General features: G+C 69.7%; 10 protein-coding genes. 6 read left to right on the forward strand and 4 right to left on the reverse strand.

What is annotated here, in order from left to right; translation table 11 throughout:
* The first annotated feature begins 118 nt into the window (after positions 1-118).
* The 3 genes from AC07EJ_RS19660 to AC07EJ_RS19670 all read left to right on the forward strand — a co-directional run bounded on the left by AC07EJ_RS19660 (position 119) and on the right by AC07EJ_RS19670 (position 3,572).
* On the forward strand, positions 119-958 hold the full coding sequence (locus AC07EJ_RS19660; RefSeq protein WP_393582861.1) for a TIM barrel protein: 840 nt from the start codon (positions 119-121) through the stop codon (positions 956-958).
* A 56-nt stretch (positions 959-1,014) separates the two neighbouring features.
* Positions 1,015-1,905 carry a 2-hydroxy-3-oxopropionate reductase gene (locus AC07EJ_RS19665; RefSeq protein ID WP_100591420.1) on the forward strand — a complete coding sequence of 297 codons (891 nt, stop codon included), beginning with the start codon at positions 1,015-1,017 and terminating at the stop codon, positions 1,903-1,905.
* 209 nt (positions 1,906-2,114) lie between these two features.
* The gene (locus AC07EJ_RS19670; RefSeq protein WP_389482049.1) at positions 2,115-3,572 is read left to right on the forward strand and encodes a catalase; all 1,458 of its coding nucleotides are present in this window, start codon (positions 2,115-2,117) and stop codon (positions 3,570-3,572) included.
* Between the two features lie 471 nt (positions 3,573-4,043).
* On the opposite strand, the gene AC07EJ_RS19675 is transcribed toward AC07EJ_RS19670, so the two are convergent.
* Positions 4,044-4,814, reverse strand: coding sequence for a hypothetical protein (locus tag AC07EJ_RS19675; protein ID WP_478884610.1), 771 nt, complete (start codon positions 4,812-4,814; stop codon positions 4,044-4,046).
* A 192-nt stretch (positions 4,815-5,006) separates the two neighbouring features.
* Positions 5,007-6,794 carry a glyoxylate carboligase gene (gcl, locus tag AC07EJ_RS19680; RefSeq protein WP_389482054.1) on the reverse strand — a complete coding sequence of 596 codons (1,788 nt, stop codon included), beginning with the start codon at positions 6,792-6,794 and terminating at the stop codon, positions 5,007-5,009.
* A gap of 356 nt (positions 6,795-7,150) precedes the next feature.
* Here gcl and AC07EJ_RS19685 point away from each other — a divergent pair, with 356 nt between their 5' ends.
* On the forward strand, positions 7,151-7,948 hold the full coding sequence (locus AC07EJ_RS19685) for a hypothetical protein (RefSeq protein WP_389482056.1): 798 nt from the start codon (positions 7,151-7,153) through the stop codon (positions 7,946-7,948).
* An 87-nt stretch (positions 7,949-8,035) separates the two neighbouring features.
* Here the strand turns inward: AC07EJ_RS19685 and AC07EJ_RS19690 are convergent, their stop codons facing one another.
* Together AC07EJ_RS19690 and AC07EJ_RS19695 are read right to left on the reverse strand one after the other, a co-directional pair.
* On the reverse strand, positions 8,036-9,658 hold the full coding sequence (locus AC07EJ_RS19690) for an AMP-binding protein (RefSeq protein WP_478884662.1): 1,623 nt from the start codon (positions 9,656-9,658) through the stop codon (positions 8,036-8,038).
* 20 nt (positions 9,659-9,678) lie between these two features.
* A complete protein-coding gene (locus AC07EJ_RS19695) occupies positions 9,679-11,382 on the reverse strand; it encodes an AMP-binding protein (RefSeq protein WP_389482059.1) in 1,704 nt (567 codons plus the stop codon).
* A gap of 109 nt (positions 11,383-11,491) precedes the next feature.
* Here AC07EJ_RS19695 and AC07EJ_RS19700 point away from each other — a divergent pair, with 109 nt between their 5' ends.
* Positions 11,492-12,427: a helix-turn-helix transcriptional regulator gene (locus AC07EJ_RS19700; RefSeq protein WP_389482060.1), complete on the forward strand. Its 936-nt coding sequence runs from the start codon at positions 11,492-11,494 to the stop codon at positions 12,425-12,427.
* 158 nt (positions 12,428-12,585) lie between these two features.
* Positions 12,586-13,749, forward strand: coding sequence for a magnesium and cobalt transport protein CorA (locus AC07EJ_RS19705; RefSeq protein WP_389482063.1), 1,164 nt, complete (start codon positions 12,586-12,588; stop codon positions 13,747-13,749).
* Positions 13,750-13,805: the final 56 nt, after the last annotated feature.

Here is a 13,805-nt window from a genome sequence, read left to right on the forward strand (position 1 = left end):
CTTGACAAGAGCGAAGCATCCCCGGCAGTCTTCCATCAAGCAGAAACGAACTTCCGCTATACGGAACTCGACACCGAGTGCCGTACGGATCTCGATACGGAAGGGAGCGCCGACCCCCATGGGATTCGCAGACCAGCGCTTCAACGTCAACCTGTCGATCCTCTTCACGGAACTCCCGCTCCTGGAGCGCCCCGCGGCCGCGGCCGCGGCGGGCTTCACCGCGGTCGAGCTGTGGTGGCCCTGGGTCGACGCCCCCACCCCTGAGCAGTCCGAGCTCGACGCCCTCAAGAAGGCGATCGAGGACGCGGGCGTCCAGCTCACGGGGCTGAACTTCTACGCCGGACAGCTGCCGGGCCCCGACCGCGGCGCCCTGTCGATCCCCGGCGAGGAGAGCGACAAGTTCCGCGCGAACATCGACATCGCGGCGGACTTCGCGCAGTCCCTCGGCTGCACGGCGCTCAACGCGCTGTACGGCAACCGGGTGGACGGCGTGGACCCGGCCGCCCAGGACGAGCTCGCCCTGGAGAACCTGGTGCTCGCGGCCCGCGCCGCCGACCGCGTCGGCGCGATCCTCCTCATCGAGGCGCTGAACAAGCCCGAGTCGCCGCTGTGCCCGATCGTGAGCGCCCCCAAGGCGATCGAGATCGTGGACAAGGTGAACGCCGCCACGGGCCTCGGCAACGCCAAGTTCCTCATGGACCTGTACCACCTGTCCATGAACGGCGAGGACCTGCCCGCGGTGATCGAGCAGTACGCCGCGAAGACCGGCCACGTGCAGATCGCCGACAACCCGGGCCGCGGCGCCCCCGGCACCGGTTCGCTGCCGCTCGAGGAACTGCTCGACCAGCTGGCGAAGACGGGCTACGAGGGCTACGTCGGCCTGGAGTACAAGCCCGGCGACAAGCCGAGCGCCGAGGCCTTCGACTGGCTGCCCGCCGGAGCCCGCGCCGCGCGCTGAGCGTTCCACGCAGCGCCAACTCACCTACGTACGACCGCAGTTAGAGAGGCACCCTCATGAGCAACCTCCCCAAGATCGCGTGGATCGGACTCGGCATCATGGGCTCCCCCATGTCCGAGAACCTGATCAAGGCTGGTTACTCTGTGACCGGCTTCACCCTCGAGCAGGACAAGCTGGAGCGGCTCGCGGCTGCCGGCGGCACCGCGGCCGGCTCGATCGCCGAGGCCGTCAAGGACGCCGACGTCATCGTCACGATGGTGCCCGCCTCTCCGCAGGTCGAGGCCATCGCCTACGGCGAGAACGGCATCCTCGAGAACGCGAAGTCCGGCGCCCTGATCGTCGACATGTCGTCGATCACCCCGCAGACCTCCGTGGACCTCGCGAAGGCCGCCAAGGACAAGGGCATCCGCGTCATCGACGCCCCCGTCTCCGGTGGTGAGGCCGGCGCGATCGAGGCCGTTCTGTCGATCATGGTCGGCGGCGAGCAGGCCGACTTCGACGAGGCCAAGCCGCTCCTCGACGCCCTCGGCAAGACCATCGTGCTGTGCGGTCCGCACGGCTCGGGTCAGACCGTGAAGGCCGCCAACCAGCTGATCGTCGCCGTGAACATCCAGGCGTGCGCCGAGGCCGTGGTCTTCCTGGAGAAGTCCGGCGTGGACCTGACGGCCGCGCTCGACGTCCTCAACGGCGGCCTGGCCGGCTCGACCGTCCTGACCCGCAAGAAGGACAACTTCCTGAACCGGGACTTCAAGCCCGGCTTCCGGATCGATCTGCACCACAAGGACATGGGCATCGTCACCGACGCCGCCCGCAACGTGGGCGCCGCCCTGCCCGTCGGCGGTGTGGTCGCCCAGCTCGTCGCCTCCCTGCGCGCCCAGGGCGACGGTGGCCTCGACCACTCCGCGCTGCTGCGCGGCGTCGAGCGCCTCTCCGGTCAGCAGGTCTGACCCACCCGGTCTTCCGGGCCATGGCGGCGCTGACACCTGTCCTGTCGCGCCCAGGCGTCGCCATGGCCCGGAACTTCATGCCCTTGACTTCAACAAATTGTTGATCTGTAACTTCAACAAACTGTTGACGTAGCTGTTCAGAGCCTCTTACGCTCCGGTTCACCGTCACCAGTTCCAGCAGTTCCGTACGGAAGGTCACCCTCGCCAACATGTCGAAGCGTGTGCTCACGACCGAGTCCGGCGCTCCTGTCGCCGACAACCAGAATTCCGCCACCGCCGGCGTCGGTGGCCCGCTTCTCCTCCAGGACCAGCACCTCCTCGAGAAGCTCGCTCGTTTCAACCGCGAGCGCATCCCGGAGCGTGTCGTCCACGCTCGCGGTTCCGGCGCGTACGGCTACTTCGAGGTGACGGACGACGTCACCGGCTTCACCCACGCCGACTTCCTCAGCACGGTCGGCAAGCGCACCGAGACGTTCATCCGCTTCTCCACCGTCGCGGACAACCTCGGCGGCGCGGACGCGGTCCGCGACCCGCGCGGCTTCGCGCTGAAGTTCTACACCGAAGAGGGCAACTACGACCTCGTCGGCAACAACACCCCGGTGTTCTTCATCAAGGACCCGATCAAGTTCCCCGACTTCATCCACTCCCAGAAGCGCGACCCCTTCACGGGCAAGCAGGAGGCGGACAACGTCTGGGACTTCTGGGCGCACGCCCCCGAGGCCACGCACCAGATCACCTGGCTGATGGGCGACCGCGGCATCCCGGCCTCGTACCGCCACATGAACGGCTACGGCTCGCACACCTACCAGTGGACGAACGCCGAGGGTGAGGCCTTCTTCGTCAAGTACCACTTCAAGACGAACCAGGGCATCCGTTCGCTGTCCAGCGAGCAGGGCGCCGAGATCGCGGGCAAGGACCCCAACTCGCACCAGACGGACCTGCTCCAGGCCATCGAGCGCGGCGTCAACCCGTCCTGGACCCTGTACGTGCAGCTCATGCCCGCTGCCGAGGCGGACGACTACCGCTTCAACCCGTTCGACCTCACCAAGGTGTGGCCGCACAAGGACTACCCGCTGCAGCGCGTGGGCCGCCTGGTCCTCGACCGCAACCCGGACAACGTCTTCGCCGAGGTCGAGCAGGCCGCGTTCTCCCCGAACAACTTCGTGCCCGGCATCGGTCCCTCCCCGGACAAGATGCTCCAGGGCCGCCTGTTCGCCTACGCGGACGCGCACCGCTACCGCCTGGGCGTCAACCACACCCAGCTCGCGGTGAACGCGCCCAAGGCGACCGACGCCGACAACTACGGCCGCGACGGCCTGATGGCGTCCAACGCCTACGGCCGCGACCGCAAGAACTACGAGCCCAACTCGTACGACGGGCCCGCCGAGACCGGCCGCCCGCTGTCGGCCCCCCTCGCCGTCGCCGGCCACACCGGCACGCACGAGGCGCCCGCCCACACCAAGGACGACGACTTCTTCCAGGCGGGCGAGCTGTTCCGCCTGATGTCGGACGACGAGAAGTCCCGTCTGATCGCCAACATCGCCGGCGGCCTCTCGCAGGTCTCGCGCGACGACGTGATCGAGAAGAACCTGGCTCACTTCCACGCCGCGGACGCCGAGTACGGCAAGCGCGTGGAGGAAGCGGTCCGCGCCCTGCGCGAGGACTAGTACCCGAGCTGCGTCCGGGGTTTGACGGGAGGTCAGGCCCTGGACGCGAAGCCCGCGCCACTGTGCAGACCCGGATGAGGGGTGGTCACACAGTGGGGCGGGCGGTCCGCCCCAGGCGGACAGGCACGGTCCGCGGCGGCTCTGAGAGCCAGTGCGGTGGTCAAGATCCTGGTGGCTCCTGCTCGACCTGAGGGGAGGCGGCCGCCGGGGTTCATCCCAGGCCGCCGCGGTACCGGCCACACCACAGAATCCGCCCGGCGGCACGCATGCATGTTTCGCCAGTCGCCTGCCGTCGGGCGGCAGCAACTCCCTTCGGGGACAGCCCTCTTCGGGGACGCTCATTTCAGAAGAGGCCAGCTTCGGGGGAAGCACAGAACGCCGAGTACGGACGGTCCCGTACTCGGCGTTCTTGCGTTCTCAGGAGTTTCGGCGTATCTGCGTCGCTCAGGAGTTTCGGCGTTCCTGCGTCGCTCAGGAGGTGCCGCTGCCCGCCTGTGCAATCAGCTTCTCGCGCAGCACGGTCCACTGCGCTGTCATGTCGTGCACGAGATAGAGGTCGCGCCGCCGCGTCCAGGCCTGGCCCGACTCGGGGTCGTACGTGCCGGGCATCTCGAAGCCCGCGGGCGCGTACGCCTTCATGCCGCAGTCGTTCGTGGTCTGCACACAGCGCTTGACGTGGTCGCGGAAGCCGATGACGCCCGCCGTGCCGATGCCCTCCGGCAGCTTCCTGCGGGCCTCCACGACCTGCGCGGCGACCCCGTCCGTGCTCAGGTACGTGATGGTGCCGTCCGGCGCGACGACCGGCTCGATCGACGTCACCCGGGTCATGCGGTACTTGGACTCCAGGAAGCGGGCGATCTCCCACTGCGCGTACACCGGCACGTCACGGCGGGCGCGTACGCGGGCGACGGTGTCCGCCAGTTCCTCGTTGACCGGTCCCGGCTCGTACATGACCTTCGTGGGGTCGCCGCCACCGGCCGGCGGCCGGTTCCCGAACCCGTACGCGACGAGGAAGTCGATCCGGCCCAGGGGCGCCGTCGTCGGGTGCCAGTCGAAGCCGATGTCGTGGATGTGGGGCTCGACGGCGCGGGCGGTGGCCCGGTCGTCGAGTTCGTCGCCGAGCGCGGCCCGCATGGCCGGGCGCAGCCGGTCGTCGCCGTGCGAGGGGACGGGGGCCGCGCCGAGCAGGGCGGGGGCGGCGGCCGCTGCCGCGATGCCCGCGGCGAATCTACGTCGTTCCATGACCGGGATCGTCGCCTGCCGGGACGGCCCGCCGGTCAACACGGGGCGGCGCGCGGGTGTCGGCGCGGTGTCACGTGTAACTCACGGGGTCATGTGACTCACCGGGCCATGTATCTCACCGGCACATGCCGAAGGGGCGGCCCCACCCCGCATCGGGTGGGACCGCCCCTGATCAGTCCGGCAGGCGCCTGATCAGGCCGTGATGGGCCGGATCGCGGTCGGCGCGTGACCGGGCTCGGTCGCGAGCTCCTCGAACTCCTTGACGGCGCTGATGTCGGCCGTCGGGCTCATCGAGATGTTCGTGATGCGCTCCAGGATCGCCTCGACGACGACCGGCACCCGGTACTGCGCGGCGAGCTTCTTGGCCTCCTCGAAGGCCGGCAGGAGCTGGTCGGGCTCGGTGACGCGGATCGCCTTGCAGCCGAGGCCCTCGGCGACCTTGACGTGGTCGACGCCGTAGACGCCGAGCTCCGGCGAGTTCTGGTTCTCGAACTCCAGGTTGACCTGGAAGTTGATGTCGAGACCGATCTGCGCCTGGCGGATCAGGCCCAGGTAGGCGTTGTTGACCAGGACGTGGACGTACGGGATGCGGTGCTGCGCGCCGACCGCCAGCTCCTCGATCATGAACTGGAAGTCGTAGTCGCCGGAGAGCGCGACGACCTGGGTCTCCGGGTCGGCGGTGGCGACACCGAGCGCGGCCGGGATGGTCCAGCCGAGCGGGCCCGCCTGGCCGCAGTTGATCCAGTGGCGCGGCTTGTAGACGTGCAGCATCTGCGCGCCGGCGATCTGGGAGAGGCCGATGGTGGTGACGTAGCGGGTGTCGGGCCCGAACGCCTTGTTCATCTCCTCGTAGACGCGCTGCGGCTTCATCGGCACGTTGTCGAAGTGCGTGCGGCGGTGCAGCGTGCCCTTGCGCTCCAGGTGGGAGGCGACCCACGCGGAACGGTCGGGGAGCTTGCCCGCGGCCTTGAGCTCGCGCGCGACCTCGACGAACAGCTCCAGCGCGGCCTTGGCGTCGGAGGCGATCCCGTAGTCGGGGGCGAAGATCTTGCCGATCTGGGTCGGCTCGATGTCGACGTGGACGAACTTGCGGCCCTCGCGGTACACGTCCAGCTTGTAGCCGGTGTGACGGTTGGCCCAGCGGTTGCCGATGCCGAGGACGAAGTCCGACTCCAGGAACGTGGCGTTGCCGTAGCGGTGGCCGGTCTGCTGGCCGACCATGCCCGCGTTCAGGTCGTGGTCGTCCGGGATGGTGCCCCAGCCCATGAGGGTCGGGACGACCGGAGTGTTGGTGATCTCGGCGAACTCGACCAGGAGGTCGGAGGCGTCCGCGTTGATGATGCCGCCACCGGCGACGATCAGCGGGCGCTCGGACTCCAGGAGGAAGGAGATCGCCTTCTCGATCTGGGCGCGGGTCGCGGCCGGCTTGTAGACGGGCAGCGGCTCGTACGTCTCCGGGTCGAAGTCGATCTCGGTCTGCTGGACGTCGATCGGCAGGTCGATGAGGACCGGGCCGGGACGGCCGGAGCGCATCAGGTGGAACGCCTGCTGGAAGACGCCGGGCACCTGGGCCGCTTCGAGGACCGTGACGGCCATCTTGGTGACGGGCTTGGCGATCGTGGCGATGTCGACGGCCTGGAAGTCCTCCTTGTGCAGGAGGTGGGTGGGCGCCTGACCCGTGATGCACAGGATCGGGATGGAGTCACCGGTGGCCGAGTAGAGGCCGGTGATCATGTCGGTGCCGGCCGGGCCCGACGTACCGATGCAGACCCCGATGTTCCCCGGGTTCGTACGGGTGTAGCCCTCGGCCATGTGCGAGGCGCCCTCGACGTGGCGGGCCAGCGTGTGGCTGATGCCGCCGACCTCCTTGAGGGACTTGTAGAAGGGGTTGATGGCGGCACCCGGCACGCCGAACGCGTTCGTGACGCCTTCGCGCTTGAGGATCTCAACTGCCGCGCTGGCAGCGGTCATACGAGCCATTGAGTTCTCCTGCTTCGGCTGTCGGATTCGCGCTCCCGTCGCGCCCCCGCGGCGAGCTTTGAGTCCGTGTCGTCTTCGTACTGTCTTCAGCTTCTAATTTCCACATTGCGGAAAGTAGGTTCTGCTATATGGAAGCAATGTAGGCGGCAGTCCCCCGACCGTCAAGAGACGACCTCTCCTCGACGGATCCGGAGGGATCTCGCCCGACTGCCTGCCGCGGCGGGGGAGTTTGGAGGACGATGGGCGCCGAGGGTCTTCCGTTCGGGTCCGTCCCGATCCGGACGACAGGCCCCCAGGGCGGGAAGCCATCGCGTGAGCCCGGGTGCGGAGCCCCGGGCGGATGCCGGGAGTGGTTCATGGCTCAGAGCGTGCCGGTGCGGTGCCCCGCCTGCCGGCGTGAACAGGTGTATGCACCACCGGTCTACCCGTGCTCGTGCGGCGCGCCCGTCGCACCACCGCTGCGGCGCGGGGCACCCGCGGAGTCGGTCACGCACCGCACCTGGCTCGACGACTGGGTGACCGTGCGGTGCGGGGCCTGCGGGCGCCGGGACCGGTGGCCGCGCCCCGAGGTCGGCTGCGCGTGCGGGACGGTGCTGCGGATCCCCGTCGATGGCGACCCGGCGCCGAGCCACGACGCGTCGCCGGACTCCGACCTGACGGGCGGCGCTACGTGGCCGGGGCCCGCGCAGCCGCCCACGGACGACCAGGACGCGTCCGGCGCCACACGACCGGGCCCCGCCCACATTCCGCTGCCGCCCACGGCACCCGTCCCGCGCCCCGCGTTCCGGCCGGTGGCCATCCGCACGGCCCGCGACGCCGTGACCGCCGTCGCCCTGTACCTGCGCTGGCTCGGCTACCGGGACATCCGCCGCGCCGACCAGCGCCCTTCGTCCGGCATCGGCCTAGCGGCCCGCGGCGTCGTCGCCCAGGTGGAGCCGTCGGTACGGCCCGCCACTCTTCGCGACGTGGAATGCCTGTGGCTGACCGGCATGACGGAGTCGGCGGTCTGCGTCTACTTCTCACTCGCGGGCTACGACGAGGACGCGCGCACCCGCGCCGACGAACTCGACGTCCCCCTCTTCGTCCTGGACCTGGCGGGCGTCCCCCAGCCGGTCAACAACCCGGCCGACGAACTGATAGCGGCCGGGGCGTAGGCCCTGCCGGGACGGTCGGAGGCATGGGGCGGGCCCCACCCGGGCTGATCGCGCCCGGATGAGGCCCCGTAGAAAAGGTCGTACGCCTCAGCCGGCCTCGCCCCCGTACCCCTCCCGCAGCTCGATCTTGCGGACCTTGCCGCTGACCGTCATCGGGAACGCGTCGAGGATGCGCAGCCGCGTCGGCGTCTTGTAGCGGGCGAGCTGGTCGTGGCAGTACGCGCGCAGTTCCTCCAGGGTGAGCGTGTCATCGTGGTGGCGGAGGATGACGCAGGCCAGGACCTCCTCCCCGTACCGCTCGTCGGGCACGCCCACGACCTGGACGTCCGCGATCTTCGGATGGGCGTAGAGGAACTCCTCGATCTCGCGCGGGTAGACGTTCTCACCGCCCCTGATGATCATGTCCTTGATGCGGCCGACGATCTGTACGTACCCGTCCTCGCGCAGGACCGCGAGGTCGCCGGTGTGCATCCACCGCCCCGGGTCGATGACCTCGGCCGTCTTCTCCGGCTCGTCCCAGTAGCCGAGCATCACGCTGTAACCGCGCGTGCACAGCTCCCCCGGCTCGCCGCGCGGCAGCGTCACGCCGCTGACCGGGTCGACGACCTTCACCTCGATGTGCGGCAGGACGCGGCCGACCGTGCCGGTGCGGCGCTCCAGGTCGTCGTCGCGGCGGGTCTGCGTGGAGACGGGCGAGGTCTCGGTCATGCCGTAGCAGATGGAGACCTCCGCCATGTGCATCTCGGCGACGACCCGCTTCATGACCTCGACGGGGCACGGCGAGCCCGCCATGATGCCGGTCCGCAGCGACGACAGGTCGTACGTCGCGAAGTCGGCGAGGTTCAGCTCGGCGATGAACATGGTCGGGACGCCGTACAGCGACGTGCACCGCTCGCGCTCGACCGCGTGGAGGGTGGCGACGGGGTCGAAGGACGGGGCAGGGATGACGATGCAGGCACCGTGGGACGTGGCCCCCAGATTTCCCATCACCATCCCGAAACAATGGTAGAAGGGCACGGGCAGGCAGACCCTGTCCTGCTCGGTGTAGCCGACCGTCTCACCCACCCAGAAGCCGTTGTTGAGGATGTTGTGGTGGGAGAGCGTGGCCCCCTTCGGGAAGCCCGTCGTGCCCGAGGTGTACTGGATGTTGACCGGGTCGTCACAGCTCAACTCGGCTTGTCTCGCATCGAGTTGCTCGACCGTCACCGCAGCCGCGCCCGCCGTCAGGGCGTCCCATCCGGGTTCGCCGATGAAGACCGTCTCGCGCAGTTCGGGACACCGCTCGCGCACCTGCCGGACAAGGGCCCGGTAGTCGCTGCCCTTGTGTTCGGTCGAGGCGACGAGGAGGCGGACGCCCGCCTGCCTGAGCACGAACTCCAACTCGTGTGCGCGGTATGCGGGGTTGATGTTCACCATGACCGCACCGATGCGCGCGGTCGCGTACTGCACGAGGACCCACTCGGGGCAGTTGACCGCCCAGATCCCGACCCGGTCGCCCTTGAGTACGCCCCTCGCCAGCAGCCCGCGGGCCAACTCGTCGACTTCCGCACCGAATTGGGCATAGGTCCAGCGCCGTCCGGACGGCACGTCGACCAGTGCGTCACGGTCGGGGTACGCGGCCACGGCCCGGTCGAGGTTGCGGCCGATCGTGTCGCCCAGCAGCGGCGCCGGGTCCGTCCCGTGCGCGTACGAGAGAGGCGGGGGCTGGATCGTCGTGAGAGGTTCGCTCGTCACCGGAAGTCCTCCTCGCGGTACTCGGCCGTGGAACCCTGCGCCGTGCGCTCGCGCAGCTCGATGCGGCGGATCTTGCCGGAGACCGTCTTGGGCAGCTCGGCGAACTCCAGGCGCCGGACGCGCTTGTACGGCGCGAGGACGCCCCGCGAGTGCTCGAACAGCAGCTTCGCCGTGTCGGCTCCGGGCTCGTACCCCTCGGCGAGGACGACGTACGCCTTGGGGACGGCGAGCCGCAGCTCGTCGGGGGCGGGCACGACCGCCGCCTCGGCGACCGCCTCGTGCTCCAGGAGCGCGCTCTCCAGCTCGAACGGGCTGATCTTGTAGTCGGAGGCCTTGAAGACGTCGTCCGAGCGGCCGACGTACGTGAGATAGCCGTCGGCGTCGCGCGAACCGATGTCACCGGTGCGGTAGTAGCCGCCCGTCATCGCCTCGGCCGTACGCTCGGGGTCGCCGTGGTAGCCGACCATGAGGCCGACGGGGCGTTCGGACAGATCGAGGCTGATCTCGCCCTCCTGCGCACCGGGTTCGCCGGTGACGGGGTCGAGCAGCTCGACCTTGTAGCCGGGACTGGGACGCCCCATGGAACCGGTCTTCAGCTCCTGACCGGGGCTGTTGGAAACCTGCACGGCGGTCTCCGTCTGGCCGAACCCGTCCCGGATGGTGACGCCCCAGGCGCGCCGCACCTGCTCGATGACCTCGGGGTTCAGCGGCTCACCCGCGGCGACGACGGCGCGCGGCGGCGTCGCGAGCTGTGTCAGGTCGGCCTGGATGAGCATGCGCCACACGGTGGGTGGAGCGCAGAAGGACGTGACGCCCGCGCGCTCCATGACCTCCATGAGCCGGCCCGCGTCGAAGCGCGTGTAGTTGTAGAGGAAGACGGTCGCCTCCGCGCTCCACGGCGCGAAGAAGTTCGACCAGGCGTGCTTGGCCCAGCCGGGAGACGAGATGTTCAGATGGACGTCCCCGGGGCGCAGCCCGATCCAGAACATGGTCGCCAAGTGCCCCACGGGATACGACACATGGGTGTGCTCGACGAGCTTGGGCCGGGCGGTCGTGCCGGAGGTGAAGTACAGGAGGAGCGAGTCCTCGGCCGACGTGAAGCCGTCGGGCTCGAAGGTCTCTGAGGCGTCGTCGGCTTCCTCGTACGAGAGCCAGCCGCTTTCCGAAGTGCCGCTCGCACCGACCACGGTTCGGGTGAAGTCGCCGGGGACCTCGGTGAACTTCTCGACGTCCGCGGGCCGCACGATGACGTGCCGGGCCCGGCCGCGGTCGACGCGGTCGCGCAGGTCGGCGGGGCCGAGAAGCGGCGTCGCGGGGATGACCACGGCCCGCAGCTTCATCGCGGCGAGCATGATCTCCCACAGCTCCACCTGATTGCCGAGCATCAGGAGAACCCGGTCGCCGGCGTGGACGCCTTTGCCGCGCAGCCAGTTGGCGACGCGGTTCGAGCGGCGGCGCAGCTCGTCGAAGGTGAAGCGGCCCTCGCGGCCGTCCTCCTCGACGATGTGCAGGGCCGTCTTCCCGTTGCCGTCGGCGATGACGTCGAACCAGTCGAGGGCCCAGTTGAACCGCTCGGGTCGCGGCCAGGCGAAGCCCTTGTACGCGGTGGTGTAGTCGTCCGCGTTCCGCAGCAGGAAGTCCCTCGCCGTGCGGAACTGTTCGGTCGGGCTCGGCTCCGTACCGCTGGTCGCCGTCGTCATGTGTCCTCCTCGTTGCGGACCGTGCATGCCATCGTGTAATCCGTGACGCAGATCTCACCACCCCCGGACGGGGGTGGTGTTCGAACCGCTCTCTGGAGGGACACGGCGAGTGAGCGCAGACGAGGCCGACGCGGTGGAGATGCGTACCGCTCTGGTGCGGCTGCGGCGGGGCACGGGACTGCCCATCGCGTTCGGCGGACTCATGACGGGCGGCCCCATCACGGGCGGCACCGGCTCGGTGCGCATCGGCGAGCTGAGCGGCACGGTGACGGGCGCACTCCGCGGCCTCGCCATCGCGACGGGCAACGGCCTGGGCGGCAAGGCGCTGGCCCTGTCCCGGCCGTGCGCCGTCACGGACTACCCGGTCTCGCGGCACATCAGCCACGAGTACGACGCGGCGGTCGCGGCCGAGGGCCTGCTCTCGGTCCTCGCGGTCCCCGTCGTCGTACGCCGCCGGGTGCGGGGCGTCCTCTACGGGGCCCTGCGCACCGCACAGCCACTGGGCGACCGCACGCTGGGCGAGGCGGTCGCGGCCGCGCGAGACGTGGAACAGGCGCTGGTGGTACGGGACGAGGCGCGGGCGCTGCTGGCGGCGCTGGGTGGAGGGGTGGGGGCCGCCGGCTCGGTGACCGGCGCGGTGCCCGGCTCGGCGGTCGGTGGGGCGATCGGTGGGGCAGTCGGTGCGGCGGCTGGTTCCATGGCTGGTTCGGCGGCGTGGGAGGAGGTGCGGGAGGCGCACGGCGCGCTGCGGGCGCTCGCGCCTCGCGTCGTGGATCCGGTGCTGCGCGGGGAACTCCTCGCGGTGTGCGGCAGGCTCGCCTCGGCGACGGCACCGCCGCGGGCGCGGGACGTGGGGCTCACGCCGCGCGAGGTGGACGTCCTCGCGTGGGTGGCCACGGGCGCGACGAACGCGGTCACGGCCGAGCGGCTCGGCCTGCGGCCCGAAACCGTCAAGAGCTATCTGCGGTCGGCGATGCGGAAACTGGGCGCGCACACGCGCCTGGAGGCGGTGGTGGCGGCACGGCGGGCGGGGCTGCTGCCTTAGCCGGCCCCTGGGCGGCCCCGCCCTCCCCCCATTCCGTCCACTGCCGCTCTTGGTGCGCCTACGCTCCCCTGACGATCACTCCGCACCGGCCGTATTTTGGGCCATATATCCTGCGCAGTGGCCGAAGTGACAGCAGTTTCGACACGCAAGGCGGAGACATGGCAGAGCGGCGGACCCGCCCCGGAGCGGACTCCAAGAAGTACATGTGGCGCCGCACCGCCGGACAGCCGCCGGTGAACCCGCCCGAGCCCGACGCCGAGCCCACCCCGTCCGCCCCATCCACGGACCCCGCATCCGAGACGGTCAGCGTGGTGCAGGCGGCGCTGTACCGGGACGGGGTGCGGGTGTCGTCGCCCACGACGCTCGCCGAGACGTTCCGCGAGCTGCGCGAGCAGCCGGACGGCATGGCATGGATCGGCCTGGCCCGCCCGACGGAGTCCGAACTCGTCTCCCTGGCAGCCGAGTTCGACCTGCACCCGCTCGCGGTCGAGGACGCGCTGGAGGCACATCAGCGGCCGAAGCTCGAACGGTACGGGGACACGCTGTTCGTCGTCCTGCGCGCCGCGCGCTACCTGGACGCACCCGAGGAGGTCGAATTCGGGGAGCTGCACGTGTTCGTCGGAGCGGACTTCGTCATCACGGTCCGCCACGGCGCCGCCCCCGACCTCTCCGGTGTGCGCCGCCGCATGGAGGACTCCCCCGAGCTGCTGAGACTCGGCCCCGAGGCGGTGCTCTACGCGATCCTCGACGCGGTCGTGGACGGCTACGTCCCGGTCGTCTCCGGCGTCCAGACGGACATCGACGAGATCGAGACGGAGGTCTTCACCGGCGCACCCGAGGTGTCCCGCCGCATCTACGAACTCTCGCGCGAGATGGTCGAGTTCCAGCGCGCGACCCGCCCTCTGGTCGGCATGCTGCACGGCCTGATGGCGGGCTTCGCCAAGTACGGCACGGACGAGGAACTCCAGCGCTACCTGCGCGACGTCGCCGACCACGTCACGCACACCAGCGAACGGGTCGACGGCTTCCGCCAGGCCCTGGCGGACATCCTGACGGTGAACGCGACGCAGGTCACCCAGCAGCAGAACGCGGAGATGCGGGCGCTGGCGGAAGCGGGCTTCGAACAGAACGAGGAGATCAAGAAGATCTCGTCGTGGGCGGCCATCTTGTTCGCACCCACGTTGGTGGGAACGATCTACGGCATGAACTTCGAGAACATGCCGGAGTTGGGCTGGGGGTTCGGGTATCCGTTCGCGATCGGCCTGATGGCAGTGGTGTGCGTGAGCCTCTACTTCATCTTCAAGCGGCGGGACTGGCTGTAGTTACAGGCGACACCGTCCCCTCCTCGCGCCTCACCAGGTACAACTGCCAGAAAAGG

Source organism: Streptomyces sp. NPDC045026, assembly GCF_056432625.1.